Raw genomic sequence first — 23,333 nt, forward strand, 5'->3', positions numbered from 1 at the left:
TGGTTCGGAATGTGGTTGCTTCCCCAACAGGGGCGCTCGTCTCGCTCGGCACGCCCGGACCGGTGCCCGGCAGAGACCCCTTCGACGTCCGAAGCGGCTCGACCTAGGTGGGTCCTTGCCTCGCACGTTCGAAGCCCGCCACTTGGCGCCGGCGCGGCGGCCCCGATCCGGTCCCGCAGAGCTCTTCCGCCGTGAGGATGCTGATGGGGTTAGGCTGCGTTCGTCGGCCATGAGCGCTCAGGCAGCGGGCGCGAACACGGTGTCTACGGCCTGGAGGATCATCTCGAGACCAAGGCCATCCTCGGCGACTAGCCGGCGGCGGCCCGCCAGGGCGCAGGCGTCAGCGCCTGGCGCAGGAGGGCGAGGAAGGCCGTCGTGCGTGTGGTTCGGCCATGGCGCGCCCCAAGCATGGCGACGACGTCGGCCGCCGGGGCTTCCCAGTCCGGCAGGACCTGCCTTAGCCGGCCGCTGGCAAGGTCGCCCGCAACATCCCATTCCGAACGAATGGTGACGCCCAGGCCGCCCAGCGCCCAGTCGCGGACCACGGCTCCATCGTTGCTCGACATCGCCGGACGGATCCGCACCGTCGCTGTTTCATGGCGCGACCGCTGAAGTCGCCAGAGGGTTACGTCCTCATCGTTTTCGCGCACCACCAGGCAGCGGTGGCGGGCGAGGTCCGCCGGGGTCTGGATCGGCGATGCGGCCTCAACGTATCTCGGACTTGCGCAGAGGATTCGCCGGTTCGGCGCCAAGGTCGTCACGATCTGGCTCGGCGCGCCGGGCGGACCGATGTGGATGACCACGTCGCAGGTCTCGATCAATCGCGCGGCGGGATAGTCGGACAGCTCCAAGGCGACGGTTACGCCGCTGTGCATGCGCGCGAACGCGCCGACGACGGGCGCCACGTGCATGCGACCAAAGCCGTGGGGCGCCGCGATCCGGAGGTGTCCGCTCACCGTTCCCTTGCGCTCGGCCAGCGCCTCGGTGAGCGACTCCAACGCATCGCTCACAACGAGGCCGTGGGTGGCGACGAGCGCGCCTTCGTCGGTCAGGCTGAGCTGTCGCGCGGAACGGTCGACGAGACGGACCCCGAGACGGGCTTCCAGCGCGCGGAGACGCTGCGTGACCGCGGGCGGTGTCACGTTCAGCTTCCGCGCGCTCTCCGCCAGCGAGGAAGACCCCGCCAGGACCCCGAAGAAGGCGAGGTCGTCGGACGTCAGCATTAAGGCTGGCCTTAATCTACAATGCAGGTGGCTTTAATTGCAGGCATTGCGGCTGAGGCGCAAGATGCGAGTGAACTGATGGGGCATCGGACCGTGAACGACACGACGCTACTCAAGCTCCCCGTCGACGCGCCGGCGACCCTGGTCGAGCTGGAGACCCCCAGCCTTGTGCTGGATCAAGATCGGATGGAGCGGAACATTGCGCGGCTGCGCGGCCGGCTCGCCAAGTTCGACGTGTCGCTGCGGCCGCACCTGAAGACCGCAAAGTCGGTCGACGTGGCGCGGCGGCTCTACCCGGAGGCGCCCGGGCCGATCACCGTGTCGACCCTCGCCGAGGCGGAATACTTCGCAAGCCACGGCTTTTCCGACATCACCTATGCCGTGGGCCTCGCCCCAGGCAAGGCGGAGCGGGCGCTTCGGCTGCGTGGGCAAGGCGTCGACCTCAAGGTGGTGCTGGACACCGTCGACCAGGCGCGCGCCCTGGCCGCCGCCGGCGCCGCGCTGGGCGTGAGCCCGGCCGCGTTGATCGAGATCGACTCCGACGGACACCGTGGCGGCCTCGTCCCGGGCGACGCGGCAATCGGCGATGTGGCGGCTTGGCTCAGGGACGGCGGGGTCGAGCTCGTGGGCGTGCTGACGCATGCCGGCGAGTCGTACGGCCTGCGCACGCCGGACGCGCTGGCCGAAGCGGCGGAGGGCGAGCGCGCAGCGGCCGTGGCCGCGGCGGCGCGGTTGCGCCGCGACGGCCATGAATGCCCGGTGGTGAGCGTAGGCTCGACGCCCACCGCGCACTTCGCGCGCAAGCTCGACGGCGTCACCGAGATGCGCGCCGGCGTCTACATGTTCTTCGACCTGGTGATGCACGGGATCGGCGTCTGCACCCTGGACGACATCGCCGTCTCAGTCTTGGCCACCGTCATCGGCCGAAAGCCGGAGAAGGGCTGGATCCTCATCGACGCGGGCTGGATGGCGCTCTCGCGGGACCGCGGGACAGCTTCGCAAGCCGTCGACCAGCGCTACGGCTTGGTCTGCGACCTGGAGGGGCGCCCCTATCCGGACCTGCTCGTCGCCGAGGCCAGCCAGGAGCACGGGATCCTGGCCATCCGCGCGGGCAGCGACCAGCCCTTGCCGGACCTGCCCGTCGGCGCCCGCGTGCGTATCCTGCCCAACCACGCCTGCGCGACCGCCGCTCAGCACGAGGCGTATAACGTGGTGCGTGGCGCGTCGCCGGTCGTCGAGGCGCGCTGGCCGCGGATGCGGGGATGGTGATGGCGGACGATCCGCGCCCGATCGCCGTGCCGGGAGCCCAACCGCCTGCCGGCCACTACAGCCCCGCCATCGCGCACGGCGGGCTGATCTATGTCTCGGGCCAGCTCGGCGCGCGCCCGGACGGCAGTCACACGGCCGAGCTTCCGTTCGAGGACCAGGCGCGGCAGACGCTCGCCAATCTCTTCGCCGTGCTCGCCGCCGCGGGCGCCTCGCCGCGCCACCTGGTCAAGGTGACGGCCTACCTCGTCGGCGTGGAGAACTGGCCCCGCTTCAACGCGATCTACGCCGAGGTCATGGGCGAGGCGCGGCCGGCGCGCAGCGTCGTGCCCGTGCCCGAGCTGCACTACGGCTATCTGATGGAGATCGACGCCATCGCCGCCGCTCCGCGGGAAGCCGAGGCGGCTTCACAGCCGCGGAGCGTCCCATGAAGCTGACGTCCTATTGGCTGCCCCTCGTGGGCGCCTGGTACCGGCTGCAGGACCGGCTGCACTGATGAGCGACATCCTCACCCGGCGGACGGCGGCGCTAGGCCTGGGGGCGCTGGGCGCGACGGGCCTCGTCGGCTGCGGCCGCAGCGGGGCCGGCGGACCCGCGGCCCAGACACAGGCGCCGCCTGCGCCCACCGGACCGCCCCGTCGCGGCGGGCGCATACGGGTGGCGAGCACCTCGAGCTCCCAGGCCGACACGTTGGATCCCGCCAAGGGCGCGATCTCCACCGACTACGCGCGCCACAATCTGCTCTACAGCGGGCTGACCGCGCTCGACACGCACCTGAAGCCGCAGCTGGCGCTTGCCGAGGCCATCGAGACCTCGGACCGAACCACTTGGCATATCCGCCTGCGCAGCGGCGTGGAGTTCCACGACGGCTCGACCCTGACGGCGCAGGACGTCGTCTATTCGCTGCTCCGCCACAAGGACCTGGGCGTCGCCTCCAAGGCGAAGACCATCGCCGACCAAATCGCCGAGGCCAAGGCGACGGGATCACGGGAGGTGCAGGTCCGGCTCACGGGTCCGAACGCCGACCTTCCGGCCGTCCTCGCGACCTCGCATTTCCTGATCGTCAAGGACGGAACCACGGACTTCCGCACGGCCAACGGCTGCGGCCCCTACCGGCTGAAGACCTTCACCCCGGGCGTTCGGACCGTCGTGTCGCGGAACCCCAACTACTGGAAGGACGGCCGGCCGTACCTCGACGAGGTGGAACTCATCGGCATCCCCGACGAAGTCTCGCGGGTGAATGCGCTGCTCTCCGACGACGTGCAGCTGATCAACGCCGTGGACGCACGCTCCACACGCCGCGTCCGCGCGACCGGCAAGCACCAGATCCTCGAGACCCGCTCGGGGCTCTACACCGATCTAATCATGCGGCTGGACCGGCTGCCGACAGGCCATCCTGACTTCGTCCTCGCCATGAAGCACCTGTTGGACCGGGAGCTGATCCGCAAGGCGCTGTTCCGCGGCTACGCCCAGATCGGCAACGACCAGCCGATCCCGCCGGGGCACCCCTACCATTTCCCGGACCTGCCGCAGCGGACCTATGATCCCGACAAGGCCCGCTTCCTGCTGAAGCGGGCGGGCCTCCTGAACGTGCGGTTGCCGATGTACGCCTCACCGGCGGCCACCGGGTCGGTCGACATGGCCTCGATCCTCCAGGAGGCGGCGGCAAAGATCGGGATGCGGCTGGCGGTCAACCGGGTGCCGTCCGACGGCTACTACTCCACGCACTGGATGAAGCACCCGCTGACCTTCGGGAACACCAACCCCAGGCCCACCGCGGACCTGCTCTTCAGCCTCTTCTTCAAGTCCGACGCCAATTGGAACGAGTCCGCCTGGAAGAATCCCCACTTCGACCAGTTGCTGCTCGCGGCGCGCGGCGAGGCTGACGAGGCCCGGCGCAAGCAGATGTACGGCGACCTGCAGGCGATGGTGCATGACGGCAGCGGGATCGGCATCCCGGTCTTCATCAGCCTGGTCGACGCCTTCGACTCGCGGCTGAAGGGCGTGTTCCCGATCCCGATCGGGGGCCTCATGGGCTACGCGTTCGGCGACCATGTCTGGTGGGATGGCTGAGGTGAAGGGCATCTTGGGCCACATCTGTGGGCCCTGTCGCAAGGCGGCCCGGGGGCTGCCGTCGAAGGTGATTGGGAGCGGAACATGGGCAGAATAGCCTCGATCGCATCTCGCCCGCTCGCGGCGAGCGCCGTCAGGGACGCGGTTCCGGCTGCGCGCGTGCGCCTACAAAACATCGACGCCCTGCGTGGCTTCGTGATGGTGCTGATGCTGCTCGACCACGTCCGTGAGACCTGGTTCCTGTATGTGCCCGTCGCGGACCCGGTCGACGCCCGCACGGCCTTGCCGGCGGTCGCCTTCGCCCGTCTCGCCGTCAGTCTCTGCGCGCCGGTGTTCGTGGCGCTGACCGGCCTGGGCGTCTTCCTGTTCCGCAGCAATCACACGGTCGAGGAGACCACCTCCTACCTGGTGAAGCGTGGCCTGCTGCTCATGGCGATCGAAGTCTTCTATCTCTCGCCGATCTATTGGACGACCACGCCGACGTTCTGGCTGCAGGTCATCTGGTGCATCGGCCTTTCCATGATCGCGCTCGCCGCGCTCATGCGGCTGCCGCGCCCCGCCTTGATCGGCCTGGGCCTGGCGATCGTCTGCGGCCACAACCTGCTCGATCCAATCCACCTCCAGCCTGGAAATCCGCTCTACGCGCTGTGGGCGCAGCTGCATCAGCGCGACCTGATCGCCCTGCCGTTCGGCGCCGTTGCGAAAACCACCTATCCGGTGCTGCCCTGGATCGGCGTGATACTGCTCGGGTACGGGATCGGTCCGTGGTTCCTGCCGCACGTTGCGCCTGAGGCTCGCCAGAAGCGGCTGCTCGCGCTGGGCGCCGGAATGCTCGCGACCTTCCTCGTGCTGCGCGGGATCAACGTCTACGGCGACCAGCCGTGGTTCGTCGTCGAGGGAAGCCCGTTGCGGACGGTCATGAGCTTCGTCTCCCTGACCAAGTATCCGCCGTCGCTTCTCTTCCTGCTGCCAACTCTCGGCGTCGGCGCTCTGCTGCTCGTCGCCTTCGAGCGGGTGCGCGATAGCGCGGTCATAAGCGCGCTTGCTGTCTTCGGTGGCGCGCCGATGTTCTTCTACATCTTCCACCTTACGGTGCTTCGCATCTTGTACCATATCGCGCTTGCGATTTGGGGGCAGAACCACGGCGAATTCTTCGGCGTCAGCAGCTATAACTGGGTTCTGGTCTGGTACGTTGGCCTCCTCGTGCCGCTATATTTCCCTGTCGTGTGGTTCTCTCGCCTGAAAAGGCGTCGCCGGGACATCGCGTGGCTCAAATACTTCTAGCGCTTCGGGCGACCGAAACGCCATGCCGGCGGAGACCGCGAATTTGGCAGAATGCACATGATGCGGGCCGCTTCCCGGCGCCGGCGCTCCAAGGCTCTCTCGTAGAGTGTGGAGCCGATCCAGGCGTGGCGCCCGGACGGCGAGCGTCGACGCCTTACCAAGGATCGCGCGACGGGCGCGTTGGCCAGGTCGCTTTGGAGCGATGTGAATGAACGAGATGCTTGCTGATCAGGTCGCGCACACCGATCGCGTCGCCGGCTTTGTCGACGTGCTTCGGACATCCGAGCAATGGCCGCCGGTCGAAGAAGAATCGGGCGTTGATGGCTATTTCCCGGATCGGCGGCGCCTCCCGCTTCCGGAGGGACCGATCACGTTAGAGATCGCGCAAGTTCAGCGTGGCGACTCTGGCCGAACCCGTCTCCCGGGCGACCAGTTCGTGCTCGTCCTGGAAGGTGACATCACGCTCGAACAGTCCGGCGTGCAATGTGCGCTGACCGCCGGCGAGGCCGGTGTGGTGGTCCGCGAACGCCCGCTGGACTGGCGAAGCGATCGCGGCGGCAAACTGGTGCTCATGCGCTACACGGGGGGAGGTGGTGCGGGCGCTGACGGGCCAGTCCGGATCGACCAAGGCGCGCCGCTCGCGCCATCCAATCCGCCGGCGCCCGACGTTTTGATCGGACCCACGCCGGCGTGTCGAAACCACACTGACTATCGTTCCGGAAGCGGGGAGCTCGTCTGCGGAACCTGGGATTCGACGCCTTACAAGCGCCGACTGATCACGTTCCGGCACTATGAACTCATGCGCTTGCTCGAGGGCTCCGTCACGTTCGTTGACGCCGCCGGGCGCGAAGGAACGTTCGGCGCAGGTGACGTCGTCCTCTTCGAGCAAGGCGGAGGCGCCTCGTGGGAAAGCCGCGAATACGTGAAGAAGATCTATTGCACATACCGACCCGCCTAGCCGCATCAGACAAGGGGACACAGGTGGGCGAAGGCATCAGCGAGCAGACTGCGGAACGACACTCCCTGAGGCCGGTCGCGCTCAATCCCGAGCACCTGCCGCAGGCTCTCGCGCTCTCGCAGGCGTTGCAGTGGCCCTATCGGCTGGAGGACTGGGCCTTCGCGCTCGCGCTCGGGCGGGGGTTCGCGGTCGAGATCGACGCACGCCTCGCCGGCACGGCGCTGTGGTGGCCTTACGGCCAGGATCATGCCTCCGCGGGCATGATCATTGTCGCGGCGGATGCGCAGCGAATGGGTATTGGCCGCACCTTGATGGAAGCCCTGCTGGCCGATGCTGCGGGCCGTTCCATGATCCTGAACTCAACGCGCGAGGGGTTCTCGCTCTACAAGTCGGTTGGCTTTGTCGAGAGCGGGCACGTGCATCAGCACCAGGCCGTGCTCACGCGAGCGCCGGCGCCAGATCCGGCATCCGCGACACGACCTTTCCAGGCAGCCGATCTCGAGACGATCCGCAGGCTAGATCTTGCCGCCAGCGGAATGGAACGCGCGACCCTGATCGACGCGCTGTTCGGGATCAGCGAGATCCGAGTCGTCGAACGGGACGGTGTCGTGTGCGGCTACGGCTGCGCGCGTAGGTGGGGCCGCGGCATCGTGATCGGCCCCGTGGTCGCCGAGACCGCGGCGGAAGCGCGCGGACTCATCTCTGCCCTGGCCGCGCCGCATGCCGGTCGGTTCGTCCGCCTGGACGTGACATCCGCCTGTGGGCTGTCCCCGTGGCTGGAGACGATCGGCCTGCCGCAGGTCGACCAGGTCGTGGCGATGACGCTCGGCGAGCCTCCGCGGCAGAGCGCCCAATCCAAGCTCTTCGCCCTCGCCAGCCAGTCGCTCGGATGAATTCCGGAAGCAGGGGATCACGGGAAGGCGCGCGGCCGCATGGCGCCAAGCGGCCATTGAAGGCGTCCGCGTTCCGGCCAGTCGATGGCGGGACGGGGTGGCGGGCATTGGCGGCTCCTTGGGCCGCAACCTTCACCAATCCGATCCATACAGCGAGTTGATTATTTTGTTCGTGACCATAGGCGCCCTATTGGAGAGCGGTGCGCCGCCACCGGTCTGCCTGTGGGCTGTCCGCCATCCGCGCCCAGGGTGAAGCGCCGTGAAGTTCACCAGGTCCGGCGCTGATTGGCCTCCCAGGCCGGACGCGCGACCGTTCCGCAGAGGCGGCGACTGTCCGCAACAGGTACTTCCCCTGCAGGGCGCCCGCAGGGCGGCGCTGCGGGAACGGCGTCACCCCTGAACAGGGCGCCGCAGGTACAAATGTCGGGCACTCCGTTCACGGCCGCGCACCGCCCCTGGTGCTCCACGCGGCCGAGCGTGGCGCTCGATCGCAGGTGCGGCCTCTCGCTCGCTGTCAGCATCCGTTGGGCTCCTCTGCGTCGACGTCCCACCCGGCGAGTGCTGATGCGCTTGCGCCGGCAGACCGGTGGAGACATCGAGGGGATCTGCGATCACCCAGATCTCGATTTCACTCCTTGGGCTGCGGCCGACCTTTCGGATCCGAGCCCACGCTTTTGGCTATGCCGAGCGTATCGCGGGCCACGGGGTTGAAGACCCCATTTGCCGGCGCGCCACGCGGCAATGTTGCTGAAAAGTGTCCACAATCGGCAGGAACGGCCGCAGTGGCGCTTGTGCCGGAATGCGGCCCACCATAGGCGAGTAAACACGAGCGAGCGCTCGTCCGCTGTCGGCCGCGGCAAGCTCGAGCCAATGAGGGCGACTGCCTGTTGGACTAGGGACGGTGGCGCCGACCGAACGCCTCCTTGAGATACTCGAACTGCCGGAGGCCAAAGAGAAGCGGCGCATCGTCCAGCAGCGGTACAAAGAACAGCAGGCCGAGACAGCAGCGACCTCTAGCTTGGATGAGAGTCCGCTTCCGGGCTTGAACGTCTCCTCGTGGCGGATTTCGTTGAAAAAGGCCGGGGTCGGCTCGGCCGGCCAGGACAGACGCGCGTCGCGGCGCCGGCTCTCAGCTAGCGGCGGCTCAGCCTTGCCGACTTCGGGAATGATCCCCGGCCTCCGCGTCGACCACAGCCAACTGCGAGTGAATGAGCGACACGGTCGTCCCCGGGTGGGCGTCGGCGACCTGGACGTGGGCGTCAAGCTGCTTGGCCAGGGCGGCCACGATGTTGGTCCCCAGGCCGGCGGTCGCGCTGGGCGCGTCCTTCGGCATCCCGACGCCGTCATCCGCGACCGACAGCGTCCAGTTGGGCCCATGCGATGTGTACCGCACGACGATCTTGCCCTGCCGGCCGCCTGGGAAGGCGTGCTTCAGCGAGTTGATCACCAACTCCGTGACGACAAGCCCCAGGCTGATCGAGACGTCCGCCGCAACCAGGCTGTCGTCGGCAATGACCTGGATCTGGAGCTGGTCGTGGTCGCGGATCATCGACGCGCCGATGCTCTCGCAGAGCTGATCGAGGTAGGCCCGCAGCGCCACTTCGCCGAGCCCCGATTGCGCGAGGTGTTGCTGCAGGCTCGCCACGGACATGACCCGGTTGTGAGCGTCTCTGAGGTATTCGCGCGTCTCTTCCGACTGCACCTTGCGTGCGCTCTGCAGGATGACGCTGGCGATGATCTGCAGGCTGTTGGCCACTCGGTGCTGGATCTCCTGAAGCAGGACGGCCTTCTCACGGAGCAGGTCGTCCTTCAGCTTGTCGGAGATGCGCGCGTCGGTGACGTCGGCGACCGACAGCAGAAGGCGCACTTGGTCGGGTTCGCCATAGGACAGCTTTTGGACGTTGACGACGAGGCGCCGCGGGACGGCGCGGTCGCCCCTAAGGTCCATCTCGTAGGCGTCGACCTGGACGCTCCCTGCGGCCGTCGCCTTCAGGAGCGCGCGGAACTGAGGAATATTCCATTCACCGGCGTGCAAGTTGAAGACCGACTGGCCGACGGCCTCGTGCGGCGCGATGTCGAAGGCGCTGAAGAACGAAGCGCTCGCGGCGACGACGGCGAAGTCCCCGTCGAGCAGGACCAACGGTGCGGCCGATGAGGAGACAACGGCCAGCGCCAGGCCAAGGCCAGTGTCCGGATCAACGGTTAGGCGGGCAGCCACGGCTGTCCCTTCAAAACACCGGAGCCTCGCGGAGCGAAAGACATACCCGGTCGATGCCAGGCAAGGTCACACCCGCCAGCGACCGCACCATAACACACCCGACGCAGGTACAGCGCCGCGAACCATCTGCAAGTTTCCTTTGGCTCGCTCCAACATCCGTCCACGAAGCGGACCCCAGGCTGCTTGCCGCGAACGTCCTGTTTGAGGAGCTCGGCCACGGTCCGCACCTCGCGAGGCCTCTACTGCTGGACTCTCTGAGCCTTCTCGCCGGCGTCGGCCGCAGCGTCTCCAGCCTTCCTGGCCTGCTCGCCCGCGGCCGCCGCAGCATCGCCAGCGGCCTTGCTCGCGGCGGGCGTCGAAGCGGTGGCCGCGTCAGCTGCCGCTGAGGCGGCCTGTTGCGCAGCCGCTTCCGCGTCGTTTGCGGCGACAGAAGCTTCACGGGCCGCTTCGGCGACCTTGGCCGACCTCTCTTGCGCGGTATCTGGCGGCTGGCTGCACCCGACAAGACCCAGGAAGACCGTTGAAACGCCTATGCCCGCGATCCGCATGGGACCTCCTGGAGATTGGTCTCCGCTCGACAGCGCGCGACCTGTTCTACTACGCAAGCAACATCAACGAGTTCCACCGCCGGAGAGGTTCGGAGGTCCGCCGTCCGGAGGATTGTGGACCTTCACCCGCCGCAATTGAGCGTCGCGACGACCCGCGCCGAACTTCCTGACCATGGCCCAAACCTGGCGGATGTGCCCAAGGTGGTTCCGCACGCCCATCCGCGCAGTTCCACCAGGAGTACAATAGCTTGTCCGCGCAGGAAGCCGCCTCCCTCGTATGGCGACCGGAACACCTGCGGCTGGCGATCGACGCCGCGTGCGTCGCGCTTTGGTCGTGGCAGGTCGATACGGACCGGTTCACCATGGATGAGCGGGCTTTCGGCCTGTGGGGTTTGGCCTGGTCGAAAGAGGTCGCCTTCGAAGAGCTGTCCGCCCACGTTCACCCCGCCGACCGCGATCGTGTTCGCGCCGCCTTCACGGCGACCCGCTCGGTGGCAGGGCCGTATGAGATCGATTTCCGTATCATGCTGGGCGACGACGTGCGGTGGATCTCGGCGCGGGGACAGGGGGCGGACGAAGGCATCGTCGATCGGGTGATGTTCGGCATCTTCCTGGACGTGACCGGACGCAAACAGGCCGAGGAAGGCCACGAACTCCTGGCCGGAGAGATGAGCCATCGGGTCAAGAACCTGCTCGCGATCGCCGCGGGCCTGACGCGGATCACGTCGCAGTCCACGACGTCGATCTCCGACATGGCTGAAGTGCTCACCGAACGCCTGACGGCGCTGGGGCGGGCGCACGACCTTGTTCGACCCGTGCCGGGTCACGAAGGCAAGGCGGTTCTGCTGGGTGACCTGTTCTCGGTCTTACTCGCGCCCTATGACGATCCCGGCGCATTTGCGGGCCGGATCAGGGTCGCTGTTCCGCGGATGGGGGTGGGAGAGAAGACCGCCACGACCTTGGCGCTGGTCATCCACGAAATGGCGACCAACTCGGTCAAGCACGGCGCCTTGTCGGCCGGGTGCGGAATACTCGACATTTCCAGCACCACCGATGACCGTGACGTATTCGTCGTCTGGGCCGAAACGGGCGGTCCGCATATCTCAGGCCCCCCAGACATGCATGGGTTCGGGAGCAAGCTGATCTCGCGCAGCATCGCGCACGATCTGGGCGGCGCGCTATCCTACGACTGGCAGGAAAGCGGACTCGTCGCGACCTTGCGCCTGAGAAAGGACAGGTTGGCCGCCTAGCCGCGCATTCGCTGATTCAGTGCGGCCATTTCCCTGCTCACGCCTCCCGGCGCCCTTGCGCGGCCAACGTGGAGTTCGTTGCGGGCCAGTGGCTTCAGCTCTCTTGACGCCTGCGACGGGCCCGCCAGCGAAGAGCGCATTCCCTGTTCCTTTCCCTGTTCTCAGGAAATCGACCGACGTTAGTGGCGCGAGACCAACCGCCATCCGCCGGAGCCTCCTGGGATGGCAGGAGGACCGAAACCCACACTTTTGGAATGGGGCCAGAGAGCGCGGCGGACGTTCGGCGGGGTTCGGCCGAGATCGGGCGTACGGAGAGCCAAACCTGGCTCCCGGATTCCCAGCATGTCGCGGACTTCTTGAGACTATTCGGGGCGCCTCTGGCAGGCGCATTGTCTCGGGGAAATGAATGGTCGGAGGGGCAGGATTTGAACCTGCGACCCCCGCGTCCCGAACGCGGTGCTCTACCAGACTGAGCCACACTCCGACTTGGGAGCGGGCCTTATAGAGGAGCGTTTTCACCCCCGCAAGCCGGCCAATGCGACGTTTCATCAGGGGCGTTGCATCCCCCGGCCTGCTGCGCTATTTCCCGCGCCTCCGAGGCGCAACCCGCCTCGCGGCCGTTCCTGCTGGGGAATGGTGTAATGGTAACACTGCGGTTTTTGGTACCGTCATTCTAGGTTCGAGTCCTAGTTCCCCAGCCACGGTCCGCGGCGCCTGCCCAAGCGGCGCCTTGGGAATCTCAAAGCACAACCCCACGTAGATGCGACAGGCTGTCACCCGGGAATCTACTTAAGCAATCGCCCCGGATTTCCCGACCCCGAATCAGTGTGGTTCTTAGTCGTCGTTAACCATACTGAACACCGGCTGAAGACGGCCCTTTCAGATGGTCCAGGGACCTGGCGCCGGGGGGCGTCGGGACAGCCCCGGATCGTCGCGGCCCCTTCGTGCCCGGTCGTTCGCTGGAGCTGGGGAGCGACATGGGCGGCAAGGTTCTCATCATCGACGACGATCCGGCGCTGCTGCGCCTGATGTCGATGGCGTTCCAGCAGGCCGGCTACAACACGGTCGCCGCCGACAACGGCCGCAAGGGCATCCGCATGGCCGGCGCGCACCGGCCCGACCTGGTGGTCACCGACATCGTCATGCCCGACATCGAGGGCATCGGCGCCATCCGCGCGATCAAGCAGGCGGCGCGGCCGCCGAAGGTTATCGCGATCTCGGGCGCCGGCCGCGCCCGCGGCGCCGACTACCTGGGCTGGGCCCGCCACCTCGGCGCCGACGCCGTCCTCGCCAAGCCGTTCCGCATGTCCGAGCTCATGAAGATCTCGAAGTCCGTCATCGCCAACGAAACCATTTCCGATCTGGGAGCCTGAAACCGATGCACATCCTCCTCGTCGAAGACAACGAATCCACCGCCAAGAGCGTCAAGCTGATCCTCTCGGGGCTGGGCCACAACGTGACCCACACCGCCTCGGGCGAAGAGAGCGTCGAACTGGTCGAGCTCTACGACTACGACGTCGTCCTGATGGACATCGACCTCGAGGACATCAGCGGCATCGAGGCGCTGCGCGAGCTGCGCATGAAGAAGAACGCCACGCCGGTGATCATCCTGTCGGGCACGACCGACGTGGACACCAAGGTCAATGCCCTGGCCGCGGGGGCCGACGACTACATGACCAAGCCGTTCCACAAGGCCGAGCTGTCGGCGCGCCTGACGGCGGTCGTCCGCCGCTCGCGGGGCCACACGGACTCGATCATCCGCACCGGCGCCATCGCGCTGAACCTCAACACCCGCAGCGCCGAGGTGGCGGGCCAGCAGATCCACCTGACGCCCAGCGAGTACAAGATGCTGGAGCTGCTCTCGCTCAGGAAGAACACGGTCCTCACCAAGGAGGCCTGCCTCAACCATCTCTACAACGGCCTCTCCGAGCCCGAGGCCAAGATCATCGACGTGTTCATCTGCAAGCTGCGCAAGAAGATCGCCACGGCGGCCGGCGGCGACAGCCAGATCGAGACCGTCTGGGGCGGCGGCTACATGCTGCGCGACGCCAAGCCCGAGAACCAGCTGGCGGCCTGATCCCCACCTCGCACACCCCTAGTAAGCACCCTGTCGGAGCGGCCGCATCTTCGGATGCGGCCGCTTTGGCGTGGGCGGTGCGGCTCTGACAATTCGCCACTATGTAGAACTACTTAGGTGTTCGCCTCGGGGTGCCGTGCCACCCCAGGGTGTGGTTCTATCGAGGCCACAATTCAGCCTTGGTTGGGACGGGGACGACGCCGATGGCGTTCAGGGCATTCGCGGACGGGAAGGTGACGGGCGAGGGCTCGATTCGCTCCGATCGCGCCGCCCGCCGCCGCGTCCGCGCCGCTGCGCCCAAGCGCGCCGAGCGCCCTTCCGACGCCGAGCGCCGGCTGGAGGCCCTGCACCGCCAGACCGGCGTCCTGGCCCACGACTTCAACAACCTGCTGGGCGTGATCCTGGCCGCCAACGAGGCGCTGGCCGCGGCCCTGCCCGAAGGCTCCGACGCCCGCGAGCTGGCCCAGATCAGCCTGGACGCCGCCGAGAAGGGCGCCGAGCTGCTGGACCGCATCGCCGCGCTCTCGGCGCCCGCCGCGCCGGAGCAAGCGCCGGTCGACTGCGCCGAGGCCCTGGTGTCGGTGAGCCGGCTGGCCAACGTCTCGACGCCCGCCGACGTGACTGTGGTGGCCATGGCCATGCCGACGCCACTCACCTGTCGCGCCGACCGCGCCGGCCTGGAATCGGCGCTCCTGAACCTCTGCGTCAACGCCGGCCACGCCATGCCGAAGGGCGGGGCGATCCAGGTCTCGGCGACGCCGGTCGTACTGACCGCCGACGCCGCCCGGGCGTTCGGCCTCGAGGCGGGCTGCTACGCGGCGCTGTCCGTGAAGGATCGCGGGATCGGCATGTCGCCGGAGACCCTGGCGCGCGCGACCGAGCCCTACTTCACCACCCGCAAGGGCCGCGGCGGCACCGGCCTGGGCCTGGCCGGCGTGAAGGCCTTCGCCGAGGCCGCCGGCGGCGCGCTGCAGTTGGTGTCGGCGCAAGGCCGCGGTACGACGGCCACGATCTACCTGCCGATCGCCTAGGCCGCGCCCGCCGAGATCGTGGAGCGGATCAGGTCGGACAGGCTCTCGGCGCGCATCTTCGACATGACGTTGGCGCGGTAGATCTCCACCGTGCGCGGACTGATCGAGAGCGTCGAGGCGATGATCTTGTTCGAGGCGCCTTCGATGATCAGGTCCAGCACCTGGCGCTCGCGGCCGGTGAGGCTCTCCAGGCGGCGCAGGACGCGGGTGCGCGTGGCGTTGGCGTCGACTGCGGCGTCGTTCTCTTCGAGGCAGGCCCGGACGGCGCGGAGCAGTTGCTCAGCCTCGTAGGGCTTCTCGATGAAGTCGGTGGCGCCCGCCTTCATGGCGTCGACGGCGCGGCTGACGTCGGCGTGGCCCGTGATGACAATCACCGGTAGCAGGCAGCCCAGCGCCTTCAGTTCGCGGATCAGCTCGATGCCGTCCATGCTCGGCATGCGCAGATCGGTGACCACGCAACCGCGCAGACCGGTGTCGAACTTGGCGAGGAATTCGTGGGCGGAGGCGAAGCCCTTGGTGGTCAGGCCATCCGACTTGAGCAGCATGACGAGCGAATCCCGCGCCGCGTCGTCGTCATCGACGACGAACACCGTTCGTTCGCCCGTTGTCGCCACCATCATCACCTGCCCGCGCCAGGACAAAACTAAAGGCGGCGCCACCCAGGCGGCTGGGTTCGACCCAAATCCGTCCCTTATGATTTTCGACTATAGCACTGGAGATCGAGAGGCCTAGCCCCATGCCCTCGGGCTTAGTGCTGGCCAAGGGCTGGAAAAGCCGCTCAGCGACCGAAGCGTCGACGCCGGGACCACTGTCCTCGACAGTCGTCACAAGCTGATTTGCGTCGTCGAGCCGCGTTGAAATGTTGATCTGGCGGTTCGGGTACTTCGTCACAGCTTCGATCGCGTTGCGCGCCAGGTTAACCACAAGCTGTTGAATTTGAATCCTATCGGCCACCACGATGTCATCGCCCTTGAAGAGATCGTAGACGATCCGGGCATTCGCATCGCGCGCCATCAGCGAAATGATGAAGTCCACTTCGCCGATGATCGCCGACAGACTCTCGGGCTTCTGCAGAGTGCCGCCCCGCGTCGCTAGGTCGCGCATCGTGCGGATGATCTCGCCGGCCCGCACGGCCTGGTCGCCGGCGCGCGCGACTGCGTCGATCAGGTCGTCGTCGTCCAGCTCCATGCGGGCGATCAGGTTGCGCGCAGCGCGCAGGTAGTTGGCGACGGCGGACAACGGTTGGTTGAGCTCATGCGCCAGCACGGAGGCCATCTCGCCCATCGAGTTGGCCGCCCACACCTGGGTCAGCTGGGCGCGCAACTCTTCGGACCGGCGCTCGGCCTCCTGGGTCGAAGTGAGGTCGCGCACGACCATGGTGAGCAGACGCCGGCCGCCGACGACCACCTCGCCGATGCGCAGCTCCATCGGAAAGCGCTCGCCGTCCTTGCGCAGGCCGGTCACCTGACGATAGCTGCCCGGGACGTCCTCGGCCGTCGGGCCGGTCAGGTCGCCGTCCTCGCCGGGCGGCATCAGGCGGTTGAAGGTCTGGCCGACGATCTCTTCGGCGGTCCATCCGAACAGGCGCTCGGCGGCGTGGCTGAAGCTCTGGATCTCGCCGCGGTCGTCCATCAGCACCACGGCGTCGGCGACGATGTTGAGGCTGGACTGCAGCAGCTCCTCGCGTTCGGCCTGGTCGGCGATCAGCCCGGCGGCGGCGTTGCGCTCGGCCACCAGCCGCCGCACGCCCCACGCCGCGCCGCCGCCCAGCAGCAGGAAGACGGCGACCCGGACGGCGCGTTCAAGCGGCTCGATGCCGCTGAGGCTGTCCAGGGCGAAGCCGCCCACGGCCATGATGGCGGTCGAGGTCAGGGCCGCGGCCGGTCCGCCCACGAGCGCGCACGCCAGCATCGCCGGCGCACAAAGCAGGTACACCGAGTGGCCGAGGACCGGGCGCAGTACAAACGCCGCGGCCAGCATGGCCACGGAGACGCCGATCGCCAGGAGCTGGCCGCGAAGTACGCCGAGACCAAAGCCCAAGTTCGCCACTTCGGTTGTGCGATTTCCCGTCCACAACCCAGGCATGTATTCTACATTCCCGCCGGCCCCGAACCGGCGGTTAAGTTGTGCAGAACTTCTTCAACCTAAGCAATTACGTACAGTTACATAAGGGTAGCCACCTCTCGGGATTTTCACCCGTAAGGCGAATGTCAGAACTGTCTTACAACTGTTGGGGCGAATTCTTGGGTCAGCTTCCCGACAGTCTGACGCCGGGTGTATCGGGTGTCGTCTGATCTCCGCCGTTCAGCGACTTCTGCATCCAGACGATATCGACCCAGCGGCCGTGCTTGAAGCCGAAGCTCTTCCCCACGCCGGCGTCCACGAAGCCCAGCGCGCGGTGCAGGCCGATCGAGGCGGCGTTGCCGCTGTCGCCGATCACCGCCACCAGCTGGCGGATCCCCAGCGCCTCACACTCGGCGATCACGGCCGAGAGCGCCGCGCGGCCCACGCCTTTGCCGATGACGTCGGGGGCGATGTAGACGCTGTCCTCCAGGGTGTAGCGATAAGCCTGCCGCGGCCGGAACGGCGCGGCGTAGGCGAAGCCCAGCACGCGACCGGCCTCTTCCGCCACCACGTAGGGCAGGCCGCGGCCGGCGATGGCCGCCCGGCGGCTCTCCATTTCGGCCGGCGAGGGCGGCTCCTCCTCGAAGGTGCCGAAGCCGTGCAGCACGTGGTGGCCGTAGATCGCCGCCAGCGCCTCTGCGTCGTCCGCCGTCGCCCCCCGTACGATCATGTCGCCTTCCAACTCCCCTCCAGCGCCCAGATGGCGAAGGCGTAGTCCAATGCGATCTCCTTCAGGAAATCGAAACGGCCGGATGCGCCGCCGTGGCCCGCCTCCATGTTGATCTTGAGCAGGATGGGGGCGTCGCCTGTCGTGTGGTCGCGCAGCTTGGCGACCCACTTCTGCGGCTCCCAGTAGGTGACGCGCGGGTCCGACAGGCCGCCGGTGGCCAGGATCGGCGGGTAGGGCTGGGCCGAGACGCGGTCGTAGGGGCTGTAGCTCTCGATCAGGTCGTAGGCCGCGGCGTCCTCGATCGGGTTCCCCCACTCCGGCCACTCGGGCGGCGTCAGCGGCAGGGTGGTGTCGCTCATGGTGTTCAGCACGTCCACGAAAGGCACCGCCGCGATGATCGCGCCCCAGAGGTCGGGGCGCAGGTTGGCCACCGCGCCCATCAGCATGCCCCCGGCCGATCCGCCGTAGGCCGCGATCCGCCCCTTCGACGCATAGCCTTCCGCCACCAGGTGCTCGGCGCAGGCGATGAAGTCGGTGAAGGTGTTGGGCTTCTTCTCCTTGCGCCCGTCGAGGAACCAGCCCCAGCCCTTGTCCGAGCCGCCGCGGATGTGCGCCGTGGCCCAGATCCAGCCGCGGTCGACGAGACTCAGGTTGCGGATCGAGAAGCTGGGCTCCATGGCGTGGCCGTAGCTGCCGTAGCCGTAGAGCAGCACCGGCGCCGAGCCGTCCTGGGGCGTGTCCTTCAGCATCAAGAGCGTGATCGGGACCTCGGCGCCGTCGGCGGCCTTGGCGAACAGCCGCTTGGCGACATAGCGGGCCGGGTCGTGGCCGGACGGCACCTCCTGGGTCTTGCGCAGCGTCCGGGTCCGGGTGGCCATGTCGTAGTCGAACCACTGCCGTGGCGTCGTCGGCGACTGGTAGACGAACCGCATTACGGTCGTGTCGTACTCGTAGCTGCCCTCGAGGTTCAGGGCGTAGGCCTCCTCGTCGAAGGCCACGACGTGCTCGCCTCCGTCGCGGGAGGTGACCACCAGCGTGTCCAGCGCATTCACCCGCTCGGCGCGAACCAGGTGGCCGGCGTAGGCCGAGAAGCCCACGACGTAGTGGCCGGGTCGGTGCGGGATCCAGTCGCGCCACGTCCCGCGCGCCGGAACCGCCGCCTCTGAAACACACAGCTTGAAGTCCACCGCGTCGTCGGCGTTGGTGCGGATCACCCAGCGGTCGGTCCAGTGGTCGAGGGCGTACTTCACGCCCACCTGCCGCGGCTCGGCCACGACCGGCTGGGCGGTCGGGTCGGCGGCGGGGATCAGCCAGAGCTCTGTGGTCTCCTGGTTGCCGACGTGGATCAACACGTGGCTGTCGTCGGCCGCGACGCCCACGCCCAGGAACATGCCCTCGTCCTTTTCTTCGTAGACCAGGGTGTCCTCGCCGCCCCGCGCGGGCCGGCGGAAGACCTTGGCGGGCCGGGCGTTCTCATCGCGCCAGATCCAGAACAGCCACTGACTGTCCGGCGAGAAGCAGAAGTCGCCGTAGGCGCTCTCGATCGGCGGCCCGACTTCCTCGCCGCTCGCCAGGTCCTTCACCCGGACCTGGTAGTACTCCGAGCCCTGCTCGTCGGCGGCCCAGGCGTAGAGCTTGTGGTCGGGACTGTGGTGGGCGCCGCCCACGTGGAAGTAGGCCTTGCCCTTCGACAGCGCCTCCTCGTCCAGCAGCACCTCCTCGCCCTCGGCCGCGCCGCGCGGGCGCCGGCCGTGCACGGGATGCTCGGCGCCCAGGTCGTAGCGGACGTAGTAGTCGAACGGGCCGTCGGGGGCGGGGACCGATGAGTCGTCCTCCTTGATGCGGCCCTTCATCTCGGCGAACAGCTTGGCCTGCAGGTCCTCGGTGCCGGCCAGCACGGCCTTGGTGTGGGCGTTCTCGGCCTCGAGGTGCTCGCGCACGTCGGCGCGCAGCGCCTTCGGGTCGCGCAGCACCTGCTGCCAGTTGTCGTCCTTCATCCAGGCGTAGTCGTCGGTCCGGACGCGGCCGAGCTGCTCGATGCGGTGGGGCTTCTTGGTGGCGACGGGAGGCTTTGGCAGGGTCATGGCCGCTAGATGCGATGCCCGCCCGCCGGTGTCATCCCCGCTGGCGCGCGGAACCCCACGAAGGCGTGATCGAATGCGACGCCGCGCGCCATTGCCGCAGGCCCCGTTCGCCACAATTTTGGCGTCTGTGGGCGTCGGGCCTTCGTATGCTGAAAAGACAGTGTTTTCCGTGGGGTGCGCGCTTCCGCACGCGACGCCCCGCCGCAGGACATTGTGGCGACTTGTGGGCAGACGGAGTTCCGTGATTCACTATTTATGCATCGAGATCGCGCATCAAAGACGCGAGGGGTAATTCGAGTTTAGGGGCCCGGCATGGTCATGGACCTTGCGGTCGAACTGATCAACGCGACCGTCCAGTTGGAGCAACCGCTGGGCGACGGCACGCGGACTGTGGGGACAGGTTTCCTGATCTCCGCGCCGGGGCCGGACGGCAAGCCGCGCACCGTTCTGATCACCGCCAATCACGTCTTGCAGAAGATGCAGCTGTCCGACGCCCGGATCGGGTACCGGATTTCGAGCGCGGACGGCACGTGGTCGTACTCGCCCAAGCCGGTGAAGATCCGCGAGAAGGACGGCGCCCAGCTCTGGACGAACCATCCGACGCGCGACGTCGCCGCCATGGTCATCAAGGCTCCGCCCGAGTTCGCCAAGGCGGCGATACCGGTGAGCTACCTGGCCAAGGACGACACGTTCGACGCCTACCAGGTCAGCGCCGGAAACGAGATGATGGCGCTGGGCTTCCCGCGCGGCCTGTCGGCCAACTCGGCGGGCTTCCCGATCCTGCGTTCGGGCCGCGTGGCCAGCTATCCGCTGGGCCCGGCGACGTCTTACCCGACCTTCCTGCTCGACTTCTCGGTGTTCCCGGGCAACTCGGGCGGGCCGGTGTTCATCAGCCGCCAGCAGAACCCGACGGGCCTGACGCCCGTGTCGGACAAGGCGCCCGATCCGGGCTTCATCGCCGGCCTGCTCACCCAGCAGGTGGAGCTGAATTCCGAGCGCCTCGAGATCGGCATCGTCACCCATGCGAAGTATATCCGCGAGACGATCGACCTGCTGACCGGATCGTTGGCGCCGTCCACGGTGGCCGAGGTCCCGGTCATCGAACCGGCGGTCCAGGGCGCCCGAACGGCCGCGGCGGACGAGTCGGGGCGCTGACGCAGCTCAGCCCCGCGGCTTGTAGACGTATTCCAGCTTGAGCCCGTCCGGGTCGGCGAAGAACACGGCGTAGTAGCCGTCGCCATAGCGCGGGTAGTCGGCGGGCGGATCCAGGATGGTCGCGCCAATCCCCAGCAGCAGGGCGTAGAGGCGGTCGACGTCCTCGCGGCTCTCCGCCGTCCAGGCCACGTGATGTAGCCCCGGCGAATAGCGGTCGTGCGCACGCTCGGCGTGCGGACCGGCCGCCTTCATGATCCCGATGGACGTGAAGCCCTCTGGCGTCTCCAGGTCGTAATCGAAGCCGCGCTCGTGGTCGGCGACTTCGCGATAGCCCATGAACCCCAGGACCGCCGCGTAGAAGCCGCGGCTGGCCCAGGGGTCTTTCACGGTGAGGTCCAGGTGGTGGATCGCTCCCCGCACGGCTAAGCGGCTCAGCCGCCGTAGACCACCGAGATCGTCTCGGCGATGCAGGCGGGCTTGGCCTCGCCCTCGATCTCGATCGTGCACTCGTTCTTGATCTGCATGCCGCCGGCCTTGGGCTCGGCGCCGATCAGCTTCTGGCGCATGCGCACGCGCTTGCCGACGCGGACCATGTTGATGAAGCGCACCTTGTCCGAGCCGTAGTTGATGCCACGTGTCACGCCCTTCACCGGCAGCATGCCGGCGCCCAGGAACGGGATCAGGCTGAGGGTCAGGTAGCCGTGGGCGATCGGGCCGCCGATCTCCTTGGTGGCGCGCTCGACGTCGACGTGGATCCACTGGTGGTCGCCGGTGGCGTCGGCGAACTTGTTGACCCGGTCCTGGTCGATGAGGACCCAGTCCGACACGCCCACCTCCTGGCCCACCATGCCGGGCAGGTCCTTGATCTCGACCGGGTTCATTCTCGTCACTCCCTCGTGTGTTCGAAGCTCTGCGTCTAACATCTGTTCGGACAAGGGCAAGGCGGACGCGGCGTCAGATGGCCGAGGGCATCACGGTCCGGCACGCCCGGGCGGACGAAGCACAGGCGCTCACCGAGCTCACCCTGCGCGCCAAGGCGTCCTGGGGATATGACGACGCCTTCATGGCCGCCTCCCGCGACGACCTGACCATGACGCCGGAACGGCTGGCCGCCTGGACCGTCTGGGTCGCCGAGGCCGACGGCGTCCTGGCCGGTCTGATCGCCCTCAGCCTCGAACGCGGAGCGGAGGTGGAGGAGTTCTTCGTGGAGCCGCGGCTCCAGGGCCGTGGGATCGGGACCCTGTTGATGGCCGAGCTGCTGGCCGCCGCCCGTGCGGCCGGCGCCGAGGTGCTGGAGGTGGACGCCGACCCGAACGCCGAGCCGATCTACGCCCGGCTCGGCTTCGAAACGTTCGGCCGCTCGCCGTCCGGCGCGATTCCGGGGAGGTGGCTGCCGCGGATGCGGCTCGCGCTTTGAGGCCACACGGCGGCAGCGCCTCAGACGATCCGCGAGCCTTCCTTGCCCCAGTACGTGTCCCGGATCAGGCGCTTGTAGAGCTTCCCGGTCGGGTGCCGCGGCAGCTCCTGCATGAAGTCCAGCTTCCGCGGCGCCTTCACGTGGCTGAGGTTCGCTCGCGCGAAGGCCATCAGCTCGTCGCGCAGCGCGTCGCCCGCCTCGGCCCAGTCGGCGGGCTGGATCACCGCCACGACCTGCTCGCCCATCTCCTCGTGCGGCGCGCCCACCACGGCCACGTCGGCCACCTTCGGGTGCCCGATCAGCAGGTTTTCGATCTCCTGCGGATAGATGTTCACCCCGCCCGAGATGATCATGAAGCTCTTGCGGTCGGTGAGGTAGAGGAAGCCCTCCTCGTCCACCCAGCCCACGTCGCCGAGCGTCGTCCAGCCGTGCCGGTTGGTGTTCTCCGCCACCTTCTCGGGCGCGTTGTGGTAGCTGAGCGGCGGGCCGTTGGCGAAGTGGACGACGCCCTCGCTGCGCGGCGGCAGCGCCTCGCCGTCCTCGCCGCAAATCCTGAGTTCGCCGATCACCGCGCGCCCAACCGTACCCTTGTGGGCCAGCCAGTCCTGGGCCGTGACGTAGCAGAAGCCGTTGCCCTCGGTGCCGGCGTAGTACTCGTAGATCACCGGCCCCCACCAGGCGATCATCTGCTCCTTCACGGGCACGGGGCAGGGCGCGGCGGCGTGCACCGCCGACTTCATCGAGGAGAGGTCGTAGCGGGCCCGCACTTCCTCCGGCAGCTTCAGCAGGCGCACGAAGTGGGTGGGCACGAACTGGCCGCAGTCGCACCTGTAGCGCTCGATCAGGGCCAGCGCCTGCTCGGGATCGAACTTCTCCATCACCACCACCGTGCCGCCCGAGCGGTGCACGCCCATGGTCCAACGCAGCGGGGCGGCGTGATAGAGCGGCGCGGGCGACAGGTAGACCGGCGTCTCGGGGAAGCCGAACAGCATCTGCGCGATGCCGCCCATGCCGGGAACCTCGTCTATCGCCAGGCCGGTGAGCGGCGGCTTGATCCCCTTC

22 protein-coding genes and 2 tRNA genes are annotated in these 23,333 nt (G+C 67.8%); 13 read left to right on the plus strand and 11 right to left on the minus strand.

What is annotated here, in order from left to right; all coding sequences use genetic code 11:
• Positions 1-308: 308 nt before the first annotated feature.
• The gene (locus VGD44_RS19660) at positions 309-1,223 is read right to left on the minus strand and encodes a LysR family transcriptional regulator (protein WP_331090075.1); all 915 of its coding nucleotides are present in this window, start codon (positions 1,221-1,223) and stop codon (positions 309-311) included.
• A 78-nt stretch (positions 1,224-1,301) separates the two neighbouring features.
• On the opposite strand from VGD44_RS19660, the gene VGD44_RS19665 reads away from it, so the two are divergent.
• The 6 genes from VGD44_RS19665 to VGD44_RS19690 all read left to right on the plus strand — a co-directional run bounded on the left by VGD44_RS19665 (position 1,302) and on the right by VGD44_RS19690 (position 7,697).
• Positions 1,302-2,492 carry an alanine racemase gene (locus tag VGD44_RS19665; protein ID WP_331090076.1) on the plus strand — a complete coding sequence of 397 codons (1,191 nt, stop codon included), beginning with the start codon at positions 1,302-1,304 and terminating at the stop codon, positions 2,490-2,492.
• On the plus strand, positions 2,492-2,920 hold the full coding sequence (locus VGD44_RS19670) for a RidA family protein (protein ID WP_331090077.1): 429 nt from the start codon (positions 2,492-2,494) through the stop codon (positions 2,918-2,920). The genes VGD44_RS19665 and VGD44_RS19670 overlap by 1 nt, the downstream gene beginning before the upstream one ends.
• Positions 2,921-2,984: 64 nt before the next feature.
• The gene (locus tag VGD44_RS19675) at positions 2,985-4,562 is read left to right on the plus strand and encodes an ABC transporter substrate-binding protein (RefSeq protein WP_331090078.1); all 1,578 of its coding nucleotides are present in this window, start codon (positions 2,985-2,987) and stop codon (positions 4,560-4,562) included.
• An 84-nt stretch (positions 4,563-4,646) separates the two neighbouring features.
• Positions 4,647-5,846, plus strand: a complete 1,200-nt coding sequence (locus VGD44_RS19680) for a DUF1624 domain-containing protein (protein WP_331090079.1) — start codon at positions 4,647-4,649, stop codon at positions 5,844-5,846.
• A gap of 208 nt (positions 5,847-6,054) precedes the next feature.
• Positions 6,055-6,804, plus strand: a complete 750-nt coding sequence (locus VGD44_RS19685; RefSeq protein ID WP_331090080.1) for a cupin domain-containing protein — start codon at positions 6,055-6,057, stop codon at positions 6,802-6,804.
• Between the two features lie 23 nt (positions 6,805-6,827).
• Positions 6,828-7,697 carry a GNAT family N-acetyltransferase gene (locus VGD44_RS19690; RefSeq protein WP_331090081.1) on the plus strand — a complete coding sequence of 290 codons (870 nt, stop codon included), beginning with the start codon at positions 6,828-6,830 and terminating at the stop codon, positions 7,695-7,697.
• Positions 7,698-8,841: 1,144 nt separating this feature from the next.
• On the opposite strand, the gene VGD44_RS19695 is transcribed toward VGD44_RS19690, so the two are convergent.
• Together VGD44_RS19695 and VGD44_RS19700 are read right to left on the minus strand one after the other, a co-directional pair.
• The gene (locus VGD44_RS19695) at positions 8,842-9,915 is read right to left on the minus strand and encodes a sensor histidine kinase (RefSeq protein WP_331090082.1); all 1,074 of its coding nucleotides are present in this window, start codon (positions 9,913-9,915) and stop codon (positions 8,842-8,844) included.
• Between the two features lie 239 nt (positions 9,916-10,154).
• Complete coding sequence (locus VGD44_RS19700) at positions 10,155-10,463, minus strand: hypothetical protein (RefSeq protein WP_331090083.1); 309 nt, start codon at positions 10,461-10,463, stop codon at positions 10,155-10,157.
• Positions 10,464-10,711: 248 nt separating this feature from the next.
• Here VGD44_RS19700 and VGD44_RS19705 point away from each other — a divergent pair, with 248 nt between their 5' ends.
• Positions 10,712-11,713, plus strand: coding sequence for a sensor histidine kinase (locus VGD44_RS19705; protein ID WP_331090084.1), 1,002 nt, complete (start codon positions 10,712-10,714; stop codon positions 11,711-11,713).
• Between the two features lie 407 nt (positions 11,714-12,120).
• Here VGD44_RS19705 and VGD44_RS19710 read toward each other — a convergent pair.
• A tRNA-Pro gene (locus VGD44_RS19710) sits at positions 12,121-12,197 on the minus strand.
• 143 nt (positions 12,198-12,340) lie between these two features.
• On the opposite strand from VGD44_RS19710, the gene VGD44_RS19715 reads away from it, so the two are divergent.
• From VGD44_RS19715 to VGD44_RS19730, 4 genes are all read left to right on the plus strand, one after another.
• Positions 12,341-12,414, plus strand: a tRNA-Gln gene (locus tag VGD44_RS19715).
• Between the two features lie 243 nt (positions 12,415-12,657).
• Positions 12,658-13,086 (plus strand): response regulator, encoded by a 429-nt coding sequence (locus VGD44_RS19720; RefSeq protein ID WP_331090085.1) that lies wholly within the window; start codon positions 12,658-12,660, stop codon positions 13,084-13,086.
• Between the two features lie 5 nt (positions 13,087-13,091).
• Positions 13,092-13,790, plus strand: a complete 699-nt coding sequence (locus tag VGD44_RS19725) for a response regulator transcription factor (protein WP_331090086.1) — start codon at positions 13,092-13,094, stop codon at positions 13,788-13,790.
• 203 nt (positions 13,791-13,993) lie between these two features.
• Positions 13,994-14,821 carry an ATP-binding protein gene (locus VGD44_RS19730; protein WP_331090087.1) on the plus strand — a complete coding sequence of 276 codons (828 nt, stop codon included), beginning with the start codon at positions 13,994-13,996 and terminating at the stop codon, positions 14,819-14,821.
• On the opposite strand, the gene fixJ is transcribed toward VGD44_RS19730, so the two are convergent.
• The 4 genes from fixJ to VGD44_RS19750 form a co-directional block, all read right to left on the minus strand.
• Positions 14,818-15,411 carry a response regulator FixJ gene (gene fixJ, locus VGD44_RS19735; RefSeq protein WP_331090088.1) on the minus strand — a complete coding sequence of 198 codons (594 nt, stop codon included), beginning with the start codon at positions 15,409-15,411 and terminating at the stop codon, positions 14,818-14,820. The genes VGD44_RS19730 and fixJ overlap by 4 nt on opposite strands.
• Complete coding sequence (locus VGD44_RS19740) at positions 15,395-16,801, minus strand: PAS domain S-box protein (RefSeq protein ID WP_331090089.1); 1,407 nt, start codon at positions 16,799-16,801, stop codon at positions 15,395-15,397. Before VGD44_RS19740 ends, fixJ begins: the two co-directional genes overlap by 17 nt.
• 268 nt (positions 16,802-17,069) lie before the next feature.
• Positions 17,070-17,615 (minus strand): N-acetyltransferase family protein, encoded by a 546-nt coding sequence (locus VGD44_RS19745; RefSeq protein ID WP_331090090.1) that lies wholly within the window; start codon positions 17,613-17,615, stop codon positions 17,070-17,072.
• Positions 17,612-19,699, minus strand: a complete 2,088-nt coding sequence (locus tag VGD44_RS19750) for a S9 family peptidase (RefSeq protein ID WP_331090091.1) — start codon at positions 19,697-19,699, stop codon at positions 17,612-17,614. The genes VGD44_RS19745 and VGD44_RS19750 overlap by 4 nt, the downstream gene beginning before the upstream one ends.
• Positions 19,700-20,011: 312 nt before the next feature.
• Between VGD44_RS19750 and VGD44_RS19755 the strand changes: the two genes are divergently transcribed.
• Complete coding sequence (locus tag VGD44_RS19755; protein ID WP_331090092.1) at positions 20,012-20,854, plus strand: serine protease; 843 nt, start codon at positions 20,012-20,014, stop codon at positions 20,852-20,854.
• Positions 20,855-20,860: 6 nt separating this feature from the next.
• Here VGD44_RS19755 and VGD44_RS19760 read toward each other — a convergent pair whose 3' ends face one another.
• Both VGD44_RS19760 and VGD44_RS19765 read right to left on the minus strand, forming a co-directional pair.
• Entirely contained in the window at positions 20,861-21,274 is a 414-nt protein-coding gene (locus tag VGD44_RS19760) for a VOC family protein (protein WP_331090093.1), read from the minus strand.
• Between the two features lie 11 nt (positions 21,275-21,285).
• Positions 21,286-21,735, minus strand: a complete 450-nt coding sequence (locus tag VGD44_RS19765) for a MaoC family dehydratase (RefSeq protein ID WP_331090094.1) — start codon at positions 21,733-21,735, stop codon at positions 21,286-21,288.
• A 17-nt stretch (positions 21,736-21,752) separates the two neighbouring features.
• On the opposite strand from VGD44_RS19765, the gene VGD44_RS19770 reads away from it, so the two are divergent.
• Positions 21,753-22,271 (plus strand): GNAT family N-acetyltransferase, encoded by a 519-nt coding sequence (locus VGD44_RS19770; RefSeq protein WP_331090095.1) that lies wholly within the window; start codon positions 21,753-21,755, stop codon positions 22,269-22,271.
• A gap of 20 nt (positions 22,272-22,291) precedes the next feature.
• Here the strand turns inward: VGD44_RS19770 and VGD44_RS19775 are convergent.
• Positions 22,292-23,333 (minus strand): AMP-binding protein (locus tag VGD44_RS19775; protein WP_331090096.1); only part of this gene is annotated, 1,042 nt, incomplete at its 5' end.

The sequence above is a fragment of the Phenylobacterium sp. genome, from assembly GCF_036402295.1.
Taxonomy (GTDB): Bacteria; Pseudomonadota; Alphaproteobacteria; order Caulobacterales; family Caulobacteraceae; genus Phenylobacterium.